The 17,058-nt window shown below is 35.4% G+C and carries 19 protein-coding genes; 10 read left to right on the forward strand and 9 right to left on the reverse strand.

Annotated elements, in window-relative coordinates:
• The first annotated feature begins 59 nt into the window (after nt 1-59).
• The 8 genes from ACJJVT_RS00865 to ACJJVT_RS00900 all read left to right on the forward strand — a co-directional run bounded on the left by ACJJVT_RS00865 (nt 60) and on the right by ACJJVT_RS00900 (nt 7,639).
• A complete protein-coding gene (locus ACJJVT_RS00865; protein ID WP_405395669.1) occupies nt 60-1,409 on the forward strand; it encodes a Na(+)-translocating NADH-quinone reductase subunit A in 1,350 nt (449 codons plus the stop codon).
• Nucleotides 1,410-1,412: 3 nt separating this feature from the next.
• On the forward strand, nt 1,413-2,693 hold the full coding sequence (locus ACJJVT_RS00870) for an NADH:ubiquinone reductase (Na(+)-transporting) subunit B (RefSeq protein ID WP_299801264.1): 1,281 nt from the start codon (nt 1,413-1,415) through the stop codon (nt 2,691-2,693).
• 2 nt (nt 2,694-2,695) lie between these two features.
• Complete coding sequence (locus ACJJVT_RS00875) at nt 2,696-3,448, forward strand: Na(+)-translocating NADH-quinone reductase subunit C (RefSeq protein WP_405395671.1); 753 nt, start codon at nt 2,696-2,698, stop codon at nt 3,446-3,448.
• 1 nt (nt 3,449) lies between these two features.
• The gene (locus ACJJVT_RS00880; RefSeq protein ID WP_405395673.1) at nt 3,450-4,097 is read left to right on the forward strand and encodes an NADH:ubiquinone reductase (Na(+)-transporting) subunit D; all 648 of its coding nucleotides are present in this window, start codon (nt 3,450-3,452) and stop codon (nt 4,095-4,097) included.
• Nucleotides 4,098-4,118: 21 nt separating this feature from the next.
• Nucleotides 4,119-4,883, forward strand: coding sequence for an NADH:ubiquinone reductase (Na(+)-transporting) subunit E (gene nqrE / locus ACJJVT_RS00885; RefSeq protein ID WP_405395675.1), 765 nt, complete (start codon nt 4,119-4,121; stop codon nt 4,881-4,883).
• Between the two features lie 2 nt (nt 4,884-4,885).
• Nucleotides 4,886-6,193 (forward strand): NADH:ubiquinone reductase (Na(+)-transporting) subunit F, encoded by a 1,308-nt coding sequence (gene nqrF / locus ACJJVT_RS00890; RefSeq protein WP_405395676.1) that lies wholly within the window; start codon nt 4,886-4,888, stop codon nt 6,191-6,193.
• Between the two features lie 73 nt (nt 6,194-6,266).
• The gene (locus tag ACJJVT_RS00895) at nt 6,267-6,629 is read left to right on the forward strand and encodes a Na(+)-translocating NADH-quinone reductase subunit F (protein ID WP_303600849.1); all 363 of its coding nucleotides are present in this window, start codon (nt 6,267-6,269) and stop codon (nt 6,627-6,629) included.
• Nucleotides 6,626-7,639, forward strand: a complete 1,014-nt coding sequence (locus ACJJVT_RS00900) for an FAD:protein FMN transferase (RefSeq protein WP_405395679.1) — start codon at nt 6,626-6,628, stop codon at nt 7,637-7,639. The genes ACJJVT_RS00895 and ACJJVT_RS00900 overlap by 4 nt, the downstream gene beginning before the upstream one ends.
• Here the strand turns inward: ACJJVT_RS00900 and ACJJVT_RS00905 are convergent, their stop codons facing one another.
• The 3 genes from ACJJVT_RS00905 to gpmI are packed head-to-tail and all read right to left on the reverse strand — an operon-like array spanning nt 7,640 to nt 10,780.
• Nucleotides 7,640-8,404 (reverse strand): class I SAM-dependent methyltransferase, encoded by a 765-nt coding sequence (locus ACJJVT_RS00905; protein WP_133688733.1) that lies wholly within the window; start codon nt 8,402-8,404, stop codon nt 7,640-7,642.
• A 9-nt stretch (nt 8,405-8,413) separates the two neighbouring features.
• Entirely contained in the window at nt 8,414-9,232 is an 819-nt protein-coding gene (map, locus tag ACJJVT_RS00910) for a type I methionyl aminopeptidase (protein ID WP_405395681.1), read from the reverse strand.
• Between the two features lie 30 nt (nt 9,233-9,262).
• A complete protein-coding gene (gene gpmI / locus ACJJVT_RS00915; RefSeq protein ID WP_405395684.1) occupies nt 9,263-10,780 on the reverse strand; it encodes a 2,3-bisphosphoglycerate-independent phosphoglycerate mutase in 1,518 nt (505 codons plus the stop codon).
• 224 nt (nt 10,781-11,004) lie between these two features.
• Between gpmI and ACJJVT_RS00920 the strand changes: the two genes are divergently transcribed.
• Nucleotides 11,005-11,397 (forward strand): ankyrin repeat domain-containing protein, encoded by a 393-nt coding sequence (locus ACJJVT_RS00920; RefSeq protein WP_405395686.1) that lies wholly within the window; start codon nt 11,005-11,007, stop codon nt 11,395-11,397.
• Nucleotides 11,398-11,595: 198 nt separating this feature from the next.
• Entirely contained in the window at nt 11,596-11,982 is a 387-nt protein-coding gene (locus ACJJVT_RS00925) for an ankyrin repeat domain-containing protein (RefSeq protein WP_405395689.1), read from the forward strand.
• 107 nt (nt 11,983-12,089) lie between these two features.
• Here ACJJVT_RS00925 and ACJJVT_RS00930 read toward each other — a convergent pair whose 3' ends face one another.
• From ACJJVT_RS00930 to ACJJVT_RS00955, 6 genes are all read right to left on the reverse strand, one after another.
• Nucleotides 12,090-12,257, reverse strand: coding sequence for a DUF6747 family protein (locus ACJJVT_RS00930; protein WP_363323252.1), 168 nt, complete (start codon nt 12,255-12,257; stop codon nt 12,090-12,092).
• A gap of 136 nt (nt 12,258-12,393) precedes the next feature.
• Nucleotides 12,394-13,164, reverse strand: coding sequence for a M48 family metalloprotease (locus ACJJVT_RS00935; RefSeq protein WP_405395690.1), 771 nt, complete (start codon nt 13,162-13,164; stop codon nt 12,394-12,396).
• Between the two features lie 39 nt (nt 13,165-13,203).
• Entirely contained in the window at nt 13,204-13,938 is a 735-nt protein-coding gene (locus ACJJVT_RS00940) for a M15 family metallopeptidase (RefSeq protein WP_405395692.1), read from the reverse strand.
• A 129-nt stretch (nt 13,939-14,067) separates the two neighbouring features.
• Nucleotides 14,068-15,240, reverse strand: a complete 1,173-nt coding sequence (locus ACJJVT_RS00945) for a gliding motility-associated C-terminal domain-containing protein (RefSeq protein WP_405395693.1) — start codon at nt 15,238-15,240, stop codon at nt 14,068-14,070.
• Between the two features lie 3 nt (nt 15,241-15,243).
• Complete coding sequence (locus ACJJVT_RS00950) at nt 15,244-16,407, reverse strand: hypothetical protein (protein ID WP_405395694.1); 1,164 nt, start codon at nt 16,405-16,407, stop codon at nt 15,244-15,246.
• Nucleotides 16,404-17,057: a hypothetical protein gene (locus tag ACJJVT_RS00955; protein WP_405395696.1), complete on the reverse strand. Its 654-nt coding sequence runs from the start codon at nt 17,055-17,057 to the stop codon at nt 16,404-16,406. The genes ACJJVT_RS00950 and ACJJVT_RS00955 overlap by 4 nt, the downstream gene beginning before the upstream one ends.
• Nucleotide 17,058 lies beyond the last annotated feature (1 nt).

Consider the following 17,058-nt stretch of genomic DNA (forward strand, 5'->3'; position numbering starts at 1 on the left):
AACGAAGTTTTTGTACTTAAATTTGCTCAAATTTTGATAACCTAAAGGTCTATACGCACATGTCAAAAGACATTCGAATTAAAAAAGGGCTCAACATTAATCTGGTGGGAACCGCAGAACAGACTACTTCAAAAGCTGTTTTAAGTAATGTTTACGCTATACAGTTAAGTGATTTTCACGAAATTACCCCAAAAATGATGGTAAAGCAAGGCGCCGAAGTAAAAGCGGGAGAGCCTTTGTTTTATAACAAAAACATGGAAAGCATGCTTTTTGTTTCGCCAGTAAGCGGTGAGCTTATTGAGATTGAAAGAGGGGATAGAAGACGTATTTTGACCTTAAAGATATTAGCAGACAAAACACAAGAGGCATTTTCGGGTGCTGCTTTAGATGTAAACAATACATCGAAAGAAGAGTTGAAAGCTGTTCTGTTGAAAAGTGGCTGTTGGCCATTTATTAAGCAGAGACCTTATGATGTAGTCGCTAATCCTGATACTACACCTAAATCTATTTTTATTTCTGGGTATTCAAGTGGGCCTTTACAGGCAGATTTGGATTATGTGTTACAGGGTAAGGAAAAAGAATTACAATCTGCAATTACTGCATTAACTAAATTAACGCCAGGTAAGGTTCATGTATCTGTAGGGTCTAGTAAATCACCATTGTCTTCAATGACGGGGGTAGAGTTGCACAATGTTACTGGTCCGCATCCTTCAGGTTTGGTAGGTACGCAAATCAATAAATTAGATCCTATTAATAAAGGTGAATTGGTTTGGACGGTTACTCCGCAAGATTTAATCATTATAGGTGAATATTTATTGACAGGTAAGTTCAATGCAGAGCGTGTTATAGCGCTTGCAGGTTCTTCTGTTAAAGCGCCTAAATATTATTCAACTAAAATAGGAGCTGAGATTTCTACGTTCTTGTATGCTAGTGGTGTAAATGAAGAAAATTTTAGAGTTATAAACGGTGACGTGCTTACAGGTTCTAAAAGTAGACCAGACGGTTACCTTGGGTATTATAATAATACAGTAACGGTTATTCCAGAAGGAGATGATTATGAATTGTTTGGATGGAACAAACCAGTTTTTAATAAAATTTCGGCTACAAGGGCATTAACGTTCTCTTGGATGCAGCCAAACAAAAAATATGATTTGGATACCAATACTAACGGAGAGCACAGGGCTTTCGTGGTAACGGGGCATTATGAAAAAGTTTTTCCGATGGATATTTTTCCAATGCAATTGTTAAAAGCTTGTATGGTAAAAGACTTGGATGAAATGGAGCAATTAGGTTTGTACGAGGTAGCTCCAGAAGATTTTTCGTTAACTGAGTTTATATGTATTTCTAAGCAACCACACCAGAAGATTATTCGTGAGGGGTTAGATTTATTGCAAAAAGAAATAGGATAAGAAATGAGTTTAAAAAGCAAATTACACGAACTTAAACTGAAGTATCAGGGTAAGAAAATGGCTCCTGCCTTTAATGCCTTTCATACTTTTTTGTTTTCGCCAGATGAGACTACTCATGCAGGTGGTACACACGTAAAATCGGCAGATGATTTAAAGCGAACAATGAACACGGTAATAATGGCACTGGTACCAGTGTTAATATTTTCTATGTTCAACGCAGGTTACCAACACTATTCTGCAATAAACGGATTTCCGGCAGATTTTTCTTTAATGAATGATTTCCTTACTTGGGACAATTTTTGGATTGGTATAATTAAGGTATTGCCATTAGTAGTTGTTTCTTATGGTGTTGGACTTATAGTAGAATTTATTTTTGCTGTTATAAAAGGTCACGAAGTAGAGGAAGGATATTTGGTTACCGGTATGTTAGTGCCGTTAATAGTTCCTATTGATACTCCGCTTTGGATGTTATCCGTTGCGGTAGTATTTGGTGTAGTGATAGGTAAAGAAGTATTTGGAGGAACGGGAATGAATATTCTTAATCCGGCATTAACAATTAGAGCATTCTTGTTCTTTGCTTATCCAACATGGATGAGTGGTGATAAGGTTTGGGTTTACGGAGCACGTGAACGTTCAGAAGAAATTTTAGCTGGCGCAAACGTTGATGCGATATCAGGTGAAACTATATTAGGGTATTTAGCTCAGAATAAGGGAGCTGAAATGACATATTCTGTTTCAGATATGTTCTTTGGTTTTATACCAGGTTCTGTGGGTGAAACATCGGCATTTCTAATTCTATTAGGAGGTTTGTTCCTGATTTTCACAAAAATTGCTAGCTGGAGAATAATGCTAAGCGCTGTTATAGGTTCACTGGTAATGGGCTTAATATTCAATCAGGTAGTAGATTTTGGTTGGGTAGGCGAATCAAGTAAGTTTTATGGTTTAATGAGTTTCGATTTCTGGAAACATTTAATCGTTGGTGGTTTGGCATTCGGTATTGTCTATATGGCTACTGATCCAGTTACTGGTTCACAAACAAATAAAGGGAAGTGGTATTATGGTTTCTTTATAGGATTTATTTCTGTAATGATTCGTGTGTTCAACCCTGCATACCCAGAAGGTGTTTTCTTGGCTATCCTTTTAATGAATGTATTTGCACCAACAATTGATCATTATGTTGTAAGGGGTAATATTAAAAGAAGAATGAACAGATTAAAAAATGCAACTATCTATCCAAAAGATTCAGATGGTAAGGCAGAAGAACTTAAAGCTGAAACAGTTTAATTATGGCACAAAAAACAGATAGTAACGTTTATACAGTAGTTTTTGCTGCTGTTATGGTTGTGGTAGTTGGGTCAATACTTGCATTTTTGGCTTCAGCATTACGCCCTAACATTAAAGAAAATGAGCGTTTTGAAAAACAGCAGAACATTCTTTATGCCATGGGTGTAAATGAAAATGGAGATGATGCTGGTAGTGTAAACTTTATACCTACAGATGTAGTAGAAGATGAGTTTTCAAGTTATATCAAAGAGCAATTGGTTATTCAAGGTGATAAGATTACTGAAGATAACGAAGCATATTTGATTGACTTAAAAAAGCAATTGGCTAATATTAAAAAAGGAGAGCCTTATAAATTGCCAGTTTTTATCGGTGAGAAAGATGGTAAGAAATTTTATATCATTCCTATGTACGGTAAAGGTCTTTGGGATGCTATTTGGGGTTTCATTGCCTTAGATGATACCATGACAGTACAAGGTGTATATTTTGATCATAAAGGTGAAACTCCTGGTTTAGGTGCTAACATTAAAATGCGTTATTTCATGGACGATTTTACTGGAGAGACTATTCTAAATGGTACTCAATATGCAGGTATAGCTGTTGCTAAAGGTAACAACGATCCTTTGAACAAAACAAAAGACGATAATGAAGTAGATGCCTTAGCCGGTGCTACTATTACGGGTAACGGTGTTTCTGCTATGATTAAGGAAACCGTTAAATTATATAAACCTTATTTAGAAACAATTAGAGCAAAGTAATATGGCACTACTATCAAAAAAAGATGCAAATCTTATTACGGATCCACTTGCAGACAATAACCCTATTACTATACAGGTATTAGGTATTTGTTCGGCATTGGCAATTACAGCAGAGCTAAAGGCGTCTTTGGTAATGGCTATTTCTGTAATGTTCGTATTAGGTGCAGGTAACGTAGTTATCTCATTGATGAGAAATATCATTCCGTCGAAAATTAGAATTATTGTTCAGTTAATTGTAGTTGCTACATTAGTAATTATTGTGGATCAAGTTCTTAAAGCATATGCATATGAGTTAAGTAAAACCTTAGCTGTATTCGTAGGTCTTATTATTACCAACTGTATAATTATGGGTCGTTTTGAGGCTTTTGCTTTGGCAAACGGACCATGGCGTTCATTTTTGGATGGTATAGGTAACTCTTTAGGTTACGGTGTTATTCTAATTATCGTTGGTTTCTTTAGAGAGTTATTGGGTTCAGGAACTTTATTTGGTTACCCTGTATTGGGAGATCCAATAATGAAAACAGGATTATATGCTACAGGGTATGAGAATAACGGATTCATGATTATTCCTCCAGCGGCATTAATTGTGGTTGGTATAATTATTTGGGTGCAACGTTCAAGAAATCCTGCGCTAGTAGAAGAGAATTAAACAGACATTTAAGTAGAAATTATGTTAGAACATGTAGAATTATTTTTTAAGTCCATCTTTATCGATAACATGGTGTTTGCCGTGTTCTTGGGGATGTGTTCTTATTTAGCGGTATCCAAAAAAGTGGCTACTGCGGTTGGTTTAGGTGCTGCTGTTATATTCGTATTAGCGGTTACTGTACCGATGAACTGGTTGTTAGATAAGTATTTATTACAAGACGGAGCCTTAGTTTGGTTAGGTCCTGAGTATGCAGATTACAACCTTAGCTTTTTATCTTTTATTCTATTCATTGCGACTATTGCTACAATGGTACAATTGGTAGAGATTGTAGTTGAGAAATTCTCACCTTCTTTGTATAACTCATTGGGTATATTTTTACCATTGATTGCAGTAAACTGTGCAATTCTTGGTGGATCTTTATTCATGCAAGCAAGAGAAATTGAAACATTGGGCTTAGCATTCAATTATGGTGTTAGTTCTGGTATTGGATGGTTCTTGGCAATTTTAGCGATTGCAGCTATTCGTGAGAAAATTAGATATAGTAATGTTCCTGCTCCTTTAAGAGGATTAGGTATTACGTTTATTATCACTGGTCTTATGGGTATTGGCTTTCAGAGTTTTGGTGGTATGTTAACTGGTGGCGGTGATGATGCTGAAGAAGCAAATGAGCAAGTTATTCAGTCTGTTAAGCCAGAGATGGTAACACCTATAGAGGAAGAAGTAGTAGTAGAAAAGAACGAAGAAATTGACGAAAAGGTAATTTCTTATAACGACGTAAATAAATAAACATGATTTTAGCTGCAAGTACAGGCGGAACTATTCTAATAACTGTTGTCGCATTTCTAATACTGTTGATGGCATTAGTAGCATTGCTTCTGTTTACGAAACAAAAACTATCTCCATCTGGTCCTGTGACCATTACAATTAACGGAGAAAAGAAAATTGAAGTTTCTTCAGGTGGATCATTATTGTCAACCTTAGGTAACCAAAAAGTATTTTTACCTTCTGCCTGTGGTGGTGGTGGAACATGTATTCAATGTGAATGTCACGTACTTTCTGGTGGTGGTGAAGCATTACCTACAGAAACTCCGCATTTCTCTAAAAAAGAATTAAACCATGGTGCACGTTTAGCTTGTCAAGTTAAGGTGAAACAAGACATGGAAATTACCATTCCAGAAGAGGTATTCGGTATTAAGAAATGGCCTGCAAAAGTGGTACGTAATTATAACGTAGCATCTTTTATTAAAGAATTTGTAGTTGAGATACCTGAGGATATGGGCTACAAAGCTGGGGGTTATATTCAGATTGAAATTCCTGAGTGTGAGGTTAAGTATGCTGATATTGATATTACAGCTCACCCTGAGGAACATGAGACTCCAGATAAATTCCAAGCAGAATGGGATAAATTCAACCTTTGGCCTTTAACAATGAAGAATCCAGAAACGGTTGAAAGAGCGTATTCAATGGCTTCTTTCCCTGCTGAAGGAAGAGAGATTATGTTGAATGTACGTATCGCTACTCCGCCATGGGATCGTGCTAAAAATGGTTGGATGGATGTTAACCCTGGAGTTGCTTCTTCTTACATTTTTAATTTGAAGCCAGGTGATGATTGTACTATTTCTGGACCTTACGGTGAATTCTTCATCAATGAGTCAGATTCAGAAATGTTATACGTAGGTGGTGGTGCAGGTATGGCACCAATGCGTTCTCACTTATATCACCTATTCAAAACATTAAGAACAAATAGAAAAGTATCATACTGGTACGGTGGTCGTTCTAAAAGAGAATTATTCTATTTAGATCACTTTTATAAATTGGAAGAAGAGTTTCCGAATTTCAAATTTTACTTAGCATTATCTGAACCACAAGAAGAGGATAATTGGAAGGTAAAAGAGAATATTGATGCTCCTGGTGATGGTTTCGTAGGTTTTATTCACAATTGTGTAATTGATAACTACTTAAGCCTTCATGAGTCTCCTGAAGATATTGAACTTTATTTCTGTGGACCTCCATTGATGAACAAAGCTGTTCAGAAAATGGGTGAAGACTTCGGTATCCCAGATGAACATATACGTTTTGATGATTTTGGTGGATAAGCCTAAAGTCTTTTAAATAATAAAAACTAACCGATATGTAATGTATCGGTTTTTTTATAAAACATAGTTTAGTATGCATGTATTAACAGAACAAGAACTTCATAATTTGGCAATGAATATTGTTGGCAAGCAATTAGAAGATGAAGGGTTTGAATTTTTAGCCGTAAACAGTGAGTTGCGAAAGAATCCGCAGTTTGTATGTACAAAAGAAAAGAAGATGCGCTTTGTTGTTGTAAAGGCGATTGAATATCCTGGTGACCCAAAGGATATGGATTTCTTTATGTCTGACCTTACTAAAATGAAAGAACATGCTATTAAGTTTGAAGCAACTACTTTTTATGCTGGTGTAGGTTTGGTTAACGCTACTGATCACAATTTACCTGTGTATTTAGATGAAGAGTATATTGTTGATTATGATGGTTTAGTAGAGTTATGAAGAACTATATTTTAATATTGGTCGCCGTAATAGGGTTGTTTCAATCTTGTAAGAAGAATAATGACACTAAATTTCGAAATGAAAATGTAGGTGGTGCTTTAGGTACATCTTATAGTATAATTTCTATCTCTAGCGAGAAATTAGATTTGCAAAAAGATATTGATTCCGTATTCGCAGTAATTAATCACTCGCTTTCCACTTATATTCCGGAGTCTGATATTTCTAGAATTAATAAAGGAGATAGTACTGTTGTTGTTGATAAGATGTTTCAAGAAGTATTTGAGTTATCTAAGTCAATACACGAAGAAACTAATGGCTTTTTTGATCCAACGGTAGGTACGCTTGTGAATGCATGGGGTTTCGGTCCTGAACGTCAAATTTCGATGGACAGTCTTAAAATTGATAGCTTATTGAGTTTTGTTGGATTGGATAAGATTACTTTGAATGATAGCAATCATATCGTTAAAACTAAGGCTAATATCTACTTGGATTTTAACGCTATTGCTAAAGGATATGCTATTGACAGACTTGCAGCCATGTTAGATGCTAAGGGTGTAGAGAACTATTTAATTGAAGTAGGAGGTGAGTTAGTAGCCAAAGGAAAAAATACAATTAAAGATAAACTTTGGGTAGTTGGCATTGATGATCCCGAAATGGAGATAAATAGAGCTACCAAAATATTAATTCATTTAAACGATAGGGCGTTAGCTTCTTCGGGTAATTATCGAAAGTTTAGAATAGATGAAGAAACCGGTAAAAAGTTTGTGCATACTGTAAATCCTAAAACCGGTTATACCCAAGTATCTAATACACTTGCCGTAACTATATTGGCAGATAACTGTGCTACTGCAGATGCTTATGCAACAGCATTAATGGCAATGAATATAGAGGATGCTTTTGAGCTCGTTGAAGAAAATAAAAGACTAGAGGCTTATATTATTTATCTAGATGAGAATGGAGAGACAAAAGAGTTTTCGACTAAAGGATTTAAAGCGCTTGTAGTGAAATAACTATTTTTTTACGAACGGAATTATCTCGCCAGGTGCTAAGCGATACCTGTTGATATTTTCTTGGCTCATGAGCTTGGTAAAATCTATTTCTTCTACGGTAAAACCTATCCCTCTTAATTTATCAAAGTAATCTCTTCCGTAAATTCGAACGTGGTCATATTGACCAAATATTTTAGCACGTTCAACTTTGTCGGTTATAGTATCGTCTTCGAAAGTTTCTTCTCTGCTCAAATCTTGCGGAATTTGAAAAATACCCCAACCACCAGGTTTTAGAATTCTATATAACTCAGACATTGCTTTCGTGTCATCTGGTATATGTTCTAGTACATGATTGCATAGAATTACATCGAACATATTATCTTCAAACGGAAGGTTGCAGATATCTGCCTTAACGTCTGCTAAAGGAGAATTTAAATCTGTAGTAACATAATTTAGATTCTTAAGTTTTCTAAATCTTTTATAGAAAGCTTGTTCAGGGGCAAAATGCAAAACATGTAACGGAGCAGTGAAAAAGTCGGTCTCCTCTTTTAAAAATAACCACAGTAGGCGATGGCGCTCTAATGATAGGGTGGAAGGTGAAAGCACGTTCTCACGTGGTTTTTCATATCCGTAAGGTAAAAAGCTACGAAAAGTATTGCCGTCAATAGGATCTTCATAGGTGTTGCCACGATAGTAAGCCTTAAAAAAAGGCTTTACTATATAGCTCAAAGAAATTAATACAGGCCTTGGAACAAGGTTAAGAAAAAATTTGAAAATTTTCTTCATCCTTATTTTCTAACTTTTTACGGTAGATTTTGTGAACTCATCTTCTTCATCACTTACAATACCTAAAGCTTCATAAATATATTTGAAGGTAGAAAGTAATTCAGGTTTTCCGTTGACTATGGCAACATCATGTTCAAAATGAGCGCTTGGTTTACCATCAGCAGTAAGTATTGTCCAGCCGTCTTTGAGTTGTTTGATATTCTTTGTGCCCATATTGGTCATTGGTTCGATAGCAACCGTCATGCCTTCAACAAATTTCTTGCCTCTACCACGTCTGCCGTAATTAGGCATTTCAGGCCCTTCATGCATCTTTTTACCAAGACCGTGACCAACCAATTCACGAACTACACCATAACCATGGTCTTCTGTAAATTTTTGAATCGCATACCCCACATCACCAACACGATTACCAACTTTAAATTCTCGAATACCAACGTATAACGATTTTTTGGTAACCTCTAACAGTTTCTTGATTTCTGGGCTAACCTCTCCCACTTCAAAAGTATAAGCATGGTCACCGTAAAATTCATTTTTCAAAGCACCGCAGTCAATCGAAATAATATCCCCTTCAACTAAAGGGGTATTATTTGGAATACCATGCACTACTTGAGCATTTGGACTCATGCATAATGAGTTCGGAAAATCGTAAAGACCTAAGAAACCAGGTACTGCACCATGGTCACGAATAAAAGTCTCGGCCATAGCGTCTAATTGAAGAGTAGTAACTCCTGGTTTTACCTCAGAGGCTATCATTCCTAAAGTTTTAGAAACAATAAGCGCACTTTCGCGCATTAACTCAATCTCTTCGGCTGTTTTTAATTTAATCATAAAATAAAATACTTTCGGTTGTACCTAAATTTATACCAATGAATTTTGGGTCATAAATTTCGATTTTTCTACACCCATCATTTTTAAGATGGTAGGTGCGATATCTCCTAATACACCATCTTTGATATGGTGAATATCTTTGTCTACTAAAATTAGTGGAACAGGGTTAGTGGTATGTGCAGTATTAGGGCTACCATCTTCATTTACCATAGTTTCACAATTACCGTGATCGGCAATAACAATTACAGAGTAATCTTTTTCGATAGCTGCTGTAATAACATCTTTTGTACATTCATCTACCGTTTCACAAGCTTTAACTGCAGCTTCCATAACACCAGTATGACCTACCATGTCAGGGTTGGCAAAGTTTAAGCAAATAAAATCAACATCTCCTTTTTTAATTTCAGGTATGATTTTATCCCTAATTTCATAAGCACTCATCTCTGGTTGAAGGTCATATGTAGCCACTTTTGGGGACGGACATAAAATACGCGATTCGCCATCAAAAGGAACTTCTCTACCACCATTGAAAAAGAAAGTAACGTGTGGGTACTTTTCGGTTTCTGCAATACGTATTTGCTTTTTACCTGCGTTAGCTAATACCTCGCCTAAAGTTTCAACGATATTATCTTTATTATAGACCACATGAACCTTTTCATAAGATTCATCATAATTAGTAAGCGTAACATAGTATAAGTTAAGCTTGTGCATGTTTTGCTCATGCATATCTATCTGACTTAAAACCTGAGTTAATTCTCGACCACGATCAGTTCTAAAGTTGAAAAATATAACGACATCATCTTCTTTTACAGAAGCAACAGGGGTACCATCTGTACTGGTCATTACGATAGGTTTTATAAACTCATCGGTAATGTCATTGTCATAGCTTTTTTGAATGGTTTTCCCAATGTCAGTCGATTTTTCACCTTCTGCATTTACAATAACATCATAAGCTTCTTTAACTCGCTCCCATCGCTTGTCACGATCCATAGCGTAATACCTACCAATAACGGTAGCCAGTTTCGTGTTTTTGTCAGCGCCAAAATGAACGATATCTTCTAAAAAACCTTTTCCACTTTTTGGATCTACATCCCTACCATCGGTAAAAGCATGTAAATACATATTTTCAACTCCAGATTCTTTACCGGCGGCAATAAGTCCTTTAATATGATTGGTATGACTGTGTACGCCACCATCACTTAAAAGCCCTAAAAAATGAACATCTTTATTATTCTTTTTTGCGTATTCGAAAGCACTTTTTAAAACCGGCTCAGAGCTTAAGGTATTTTCTTTAACTGCCTTATTGATTTTAGCCAAATCTTGATAAACAATACGGCCAGCCCCTAAATTCATATGACCTACTTCGCTATTACCCATTTGACCTTCAGGTAGGCCAACGTTCATACCATCTGTAAGAAGATTAGAATTAGCATATTTGGTATATAAACTATCTATAAAAGGAGTATTGGCTTTATCTACTGCAGATACAGATGGGTCAGGAGATTTACCCCATCCATCTAATATCATTAAGATTACTTTTTTGTTCATCTTCATAAGGTTTTAGGAGTACAAAAATACTATGTTCTGCCAAGTTAAGCTACTAGATTACCGACCTTTTTCATTTTGGTGGTGTATCGCAACATATTTTCAGTTTGGGTGAAGATTTGTTTGTTAAAGTTTCGTTATAACAATGTTAAAGGATGAAACAATTAATGATAACTGGCGTCTTTTAAATGTACACTATTGTACTCATCAATTAAAAATCAATCATCATGAAAAAAGTAATCCTTACATTATCTATGGTAGCTCTTACCATAGGAACAACTGTTTTAGCTGCTGAAAATGAAACTTTAGCACCAACGAATAACATTGACCTTGTGTCAAGAGTAGATATTAGCTCTTTTTGTAAAGCTGTTATACAGGGCGATTTAGAGACTGTAAAACGGTTGATCGATTTAGGCGAAGATGTAAATCAGAAATCTTTAGGTATGACGCCTGCCATGTTTGCCGCTCGTTATAATAAAGTAGCCGTGTTGGAAATGCTTATTGATAACGGAGCCGATCTTAAAATGCAGAGTAGCCAAGGGCATACAGCAAAACGTTATGCCGAATTATCTAATGCAACAGAGGCTCTCGAATTAATAGAAACTGCTGTAAGCAGTTAAGTCCATTTTAAACCATTTCTACTTGTAAATTTAAATCCCTATGATCCAATTTTGAAATAAATTGGATCATAGGGATTTCTTAGTATCTGTTAATTGTTAAATATTTACTATATCTTTCTTAAAGTTACGTTATTAATATAATTATATACCTAATTTTAAGTTATTAATAATAATATTAATCAAAACCACGTAAATATTATGAAAAAATCAATCTCAATTTTGTTGTTCGTTAGTGTGTTTACATTAACAGGAGTTTATGCAAATAATAGTGACTATATCAATTTAAACGAAGCAATAGCTGTTTCTGTAAATGACGAAATTAGTTCGCTATGTAAAGCTGTTATAAAAGGTGATGTAGATCAAGTAAGAAGTTTATTGGCTTTAGGTGAAAAGTCTAATGAGAAGTCTTTAGGTTTAACACCGGCAATGTATGCTGCTAGATATAATAAAGCAGAAGTACTTAAAGTTTTATTATTAAATGGCGCAAACCTTAACATTAAAAGCGATCAAGGTTATACGGCAAAAGATTATGCGAAAATGTCTAATGCTAAAGATGTGTTAGATGTAATTAAGCAAGATTCATAGTTTTATCTTTATGAAAATAAAAAGGGCTCATTGAAATTTCAATGAGCCCTTTTTTAATTCTACGTTATTCTACTTCAAATAGTGTTCAGGTAAAAGAGTAAAACGCGTTAAAAATCAAATCCATTTGCTGCTCTCACAACAAAAGCATACAGTGCCGAAAATATCATTAGGGCACAAAATACTGAGTAGACCTTTAAAAATGTAACCAAAACTATTGGTTTACAGTTCTCAAACGCCTGCACGTATAAGTTTTTGAAATGTGTAATTGTTCCCATTATAGTGTTCTTCTATGATTAAATCATAGCTATAAAGGCAATTCATAAATGGCAAAATAAGCTTGGGACTTCCTCAAATCTACAAAAATATTAGCACTGAGTATTGTCCTCTAGATGAAGTGTACAAAAAAACCGATTAACCTTGGTTTTTGTATTTGTCTATGGCTTCTCTGATTTTTTCTATCCTATTTTCAGGGTCAGGGTGGGTGCTTTGAAATTCAGGAGTACGATCTGGACCGCCAGCGGCTTTCAAAATTTCCATCACCTTAATCATTTCATAAGGATCATAACCAGATTGAATCATAAATAGAACTCCTAGTTCATCACTTTCCAATTCATCGCCACGACCATTCTTTAGCAGTGTATTCTGACCAATGCTCCCTAAAATACTACCCATATCGCCAGCACCAACGGTAGCACCCATAGTTGCTGTCTGCCATGTTTGGCTATCGGCTATTCTTTCAGCAGAATGTCTACCGATTACATGACCAATTTCATGACCTAAAACACCGGCTAATTGTGCTTCATTAAGTTGAGAGAATAGGGCGTAAGTAATAAAACACTGCCCGCCAGGTAAAGCAAAGGCATTTATGGTTTGGTCATCTGCCAATAAATGAAAATCATATTGGTACGGAGTCTCTTTTGCAATACTATTCTGAACCAGTTTATTACCGACAGATTCAACAAAAGCCTGTAAACTTTGGTCAGGGTAAAGACCGCCATGTTGTTGTGCCATTTCTGGGGCGCTCTGTAAACCAATAGCTATTTCTTGTTCAGAAGACATGGTAATATGTTGGGATCGACCGGTATAAGGGTTTTCTTCAGTGTTGCTACATTTTTGTATAAATGCAAAGGCAACAATAGCCAAACCGATAAATATTCTAATTTTCCAACTTCCTCTTCTCATGGTAATGTGTTATAGTACAGGCTCTAATGTACGAAATGCTTATAATAAGTTTCTATTGATATCTAATATATTATTTTGAATGTATGATTTTAAAAAGTTCATAGTAAAATGTTCTGCCCCATAATAATCTTCTCTAATTATAATTGAAGCGACATTTTTACTTCTAAATTGTTCAAGCATCGGTATCGATAATGGAGCGTAACTATAATGCCATGGCTCGTATTTAAAACCTCTTCTTTTTGCTTCGTCAGTATACACTAAGAAAAATCCGTAGGTCTCAGAATTTTCATCCATCCATTTTTTAAAGTCAACATAAGGTCCTTCACCTTCATACTTGTGTGGTACCAAAACATCACCATCTACTTTTCTATACCCGTCGACAACATCAATATCTGTACCCCAATGATGTCTACTTGTACCAGGTATGGTAGAGTATTCTATAATTTTGTCAATAGCATCTGTAGGGTTCATGCCATCATCGTCGGTATATTTTAAAAATTTACGTTCAAAAATTGCCTCTTGCCTATCATAACTTCTAAAGCTTGAAACAATTTTTAAATCGATACCATCTTTATATGCGGCCTTCTTCATTTCGAGAAAAGCATCATGAGCTTCTTTTCGAAGGTTGATGTCTTTACCGTATAACTTGATATCTTCTTTACCCATGAGTTCTAAAATACCGTACTCGGTTTCTTCTTGTATAAAGAAATTAGGTGCAAGGGCAAGAGCTAAAGCTGCCGAACTACTTCTATTGATAAATGTTCTTCTCTGCATAATTGTATGTTGTGTTATGTATTGCAAAAGATTTGCCAAACTATACCAAAAGAGAAAAACTTTTGAAAGTTGTAAATCATGCAATCATAAAGTAAAAGTAATGAATCTTAATCTTAATAGAATTAATGATTAATTTTCTTCGTAGGTCGTAAGGTATAAGTACCCTTGATGTTTATAGTTTAAATCTTTCAGGTTTACAATATAGAAATAGATACCTGAGGGCAGACCAGTATTTCTAGAAACTACCCCATTTACATTAGATATACCTGTAAACTCCTCACTATAATTATCTAAAGAGAATACCAGCCTTCCATATCTATTATAGATTTGTAAAGTATTATTAGGTGAATTTTCAATGCCTTCAATCTCTAAAAAGTCATTGATGCCATCACCGTTAGGGGTCATGTAATAATTATCTAAAGTAATGTTATCTAGTGTTTCAATAATGTCAGCATTACCGCCAATAGTAATGATCTCATAATCACTAGGTATAAACTCTTCAGAAGTTACCGAACCATAAGCAAAATTACCATCAACATTTGTATTGCCTAAATCGACCCAAATTTTATCATCTACACTCCAGCCTACAACTCTAATATTTTCAATGACTTCTCCGAACAAATAAGCATTACTCTCTTCGTCCCAAGTTAAAGTCACTTTTGAAGGTATGGTACTTTCTAAATGCCAAAACTCATATTCGCTAATAGATAGGGCTTCGTTCTCTTTAATAAATGTGCTAAAACTTGTACTAAATACACTCGGAGTATTAGGATCTTCATAGTAATAAGCAGATTTCGCATAATCGTTAGAACCGATTGATTCAATGGTTAAAGGACGTATTTTATCAAAGTGCCCTATAGGAAACGTAAATTCAGACTTCTTGCTTATGCCAGTGTAACCATCAGCCTTTGTAAAATTTGCCTCCCCTGTATAAAATGAATTATTTATAAAATTGATGTTTACTTCGGATGCTACTCTTGATGTAACTATATCACCAGCAATAAAGTTTGCGTTATTTTGAATGCCGACCGTATTATCAATATAAAGGTCATTATCTACTGCAACCTCAAAATCATAAAATACCGGATTAGATCCACCAGATATTGTTAAAGCTTTGTCGAAAGAATAAAAACCTACTAAACCTTTGTTCTGATTAAAAGCTCCGTTATTAATTACATCCATATGAAAACCAACCAAACCATCATCATGAATTTGAATATTACCATAATTATGCACAGCATCTTGCGCTACAATGGTATGTTGTAGTAGTAAGAAGCCAAGTATGATTTTAAATATTTTCATGATTTAATAGGTCATTGATATATTAGAAATTGATGCATCTACACCGTGATACGAAGAATCAAAATACAAAGGGTTAGTTGCTTTTTTAGATGAAGAGTATATAACAATGTCATTCTTCAAATAGGTTACATTACCTAGGCAATCAATATTTATAGTTAACCTATCTCCGGCAGAATAACCACTTACGTAACCTAAACTAGCTCCGTTTTCACGAATCTGAATATTACTGTTAGTTACCATATACATGGCATAATCTAAATTAGTATACGATGCGCTACTAGATGGTGTCGTACTTAAGCCGATCATAACATATTTGTTAGATTGATCTGCAACCCAGTCTAAATGCCCGCCTTTGGTAGCACTGATGCCATTGGTTGTTGAATACCCTTGAGCGTTCCAACCTGCAGTGGCAGTTTTTTTAAGCTGCATACCATTATAGGTCATTGACCCTGTTAATATCATATCTGCAATAGCAATACCACTAGTTGTCAATGTTGAAGATGCCTGAAGAACAAAACCTCCGGTTAAAGTACTTGCACCTGCATTATTTGTTACTGAGATATCATAATTGCCATAACTTGAACCTGATGTGACATTTGCAGTTATTTGAGAAGAACTGTTAATAACTACTGAATTTACGGTTTGTCCTGTAATGGCAACTGTCGATGCGCCATCAAAGTAGGCACCTTGAATAATTACATTTCTTGTTTCATTTAATCCGAATTGAGAGCAATTTCCTGTACCCGCATCAGAATTTGAAACGATAGGGGAGTTGCCAGGTACCGTGGGTAAAAAGTTTACATCTGGATCAACACCATTAGAAAAGGTAAAAGACCCATCAGGGTTTGTTGTGAACGTAGGTTTGATCGAAGAAACAATATAGGGATCTGCCGATGTACCTGTACCTACTATATTGACATTTCCGTCAGATATTATTTTTGTTTCATTGCCCTCTGGGGTAAGCTTTTGCCATGCACTACCTGTAAACTGATACAGAAAACTGTCATCAGAATTGTAGATTAACGATCCTTCATGCGGACTAACAATTGCATTTATTTCAGCTAAAGTAGCTGAATGAATTGCTACAAGATCACCTGCAGTAGGTGCTTGCGAATAGCAAAAGCTAATGCTTGAAATTAGTATTAAAGTAAATAGTTTCTTTATCATTTGAAAGCTTCAAAAATTACTACTATGCCATCAGCAAAACTATCGGTGTTTAAACTGAATCCGTCGGTATTAAAACTGGTCACCGTTGCTGAGGTTACCCCTAAATTATCTCCATTCTGGTTTGCGTAACGTAAGCCTATGCTATGGGAACTAGAGGCATATCTAGAAATGTCGTTTATAGAGTTACCGCTACCACCATTGAAAATTACTTGTTCTGTAATGGTACCGTTATCATCTCTGGCAAATCCTTTCATGCTACCATAGGCATTTGGTAGACCTGTTTCATTATTTCTGGTTTCGTTATCTGCATTAATATCAAAATCTTCAATATTAGCGTATGCCACAAACGAAACTGATGAAGGTTGAAAAGGAATTCCGGCTACGGAAACGGCACCTGCACCTGAAATTCTAAACGTGCCAGTATACATTTCTTTTGGTCCCATTTGGTTCCATGAGGTCCCATCAAAAACATAAACTTGATTTGTATCTGTATTAAAGACCAAAGCACCTTGTGCTGCATCGGTTGTTGCATTAATATCACTGGTAGTTCCAGTAGTTAAACCAACAAGTAGTCCGCTTTCTAATTGAGCGTTAACTAGAATACTAGTAAAAAGCATCACAAAAATTAATATGTTAAGTCTTGTGTTCATT

Origin of the sequence: Maribacter sp. Asnod2-G09 (assembly GCF_045063795.1) — a bacterium.
GTDB lineage: Bacteria > Bacteroidota > Bacteroidia > Flavobacteriales > Flavobacteriaceae > Maribacter.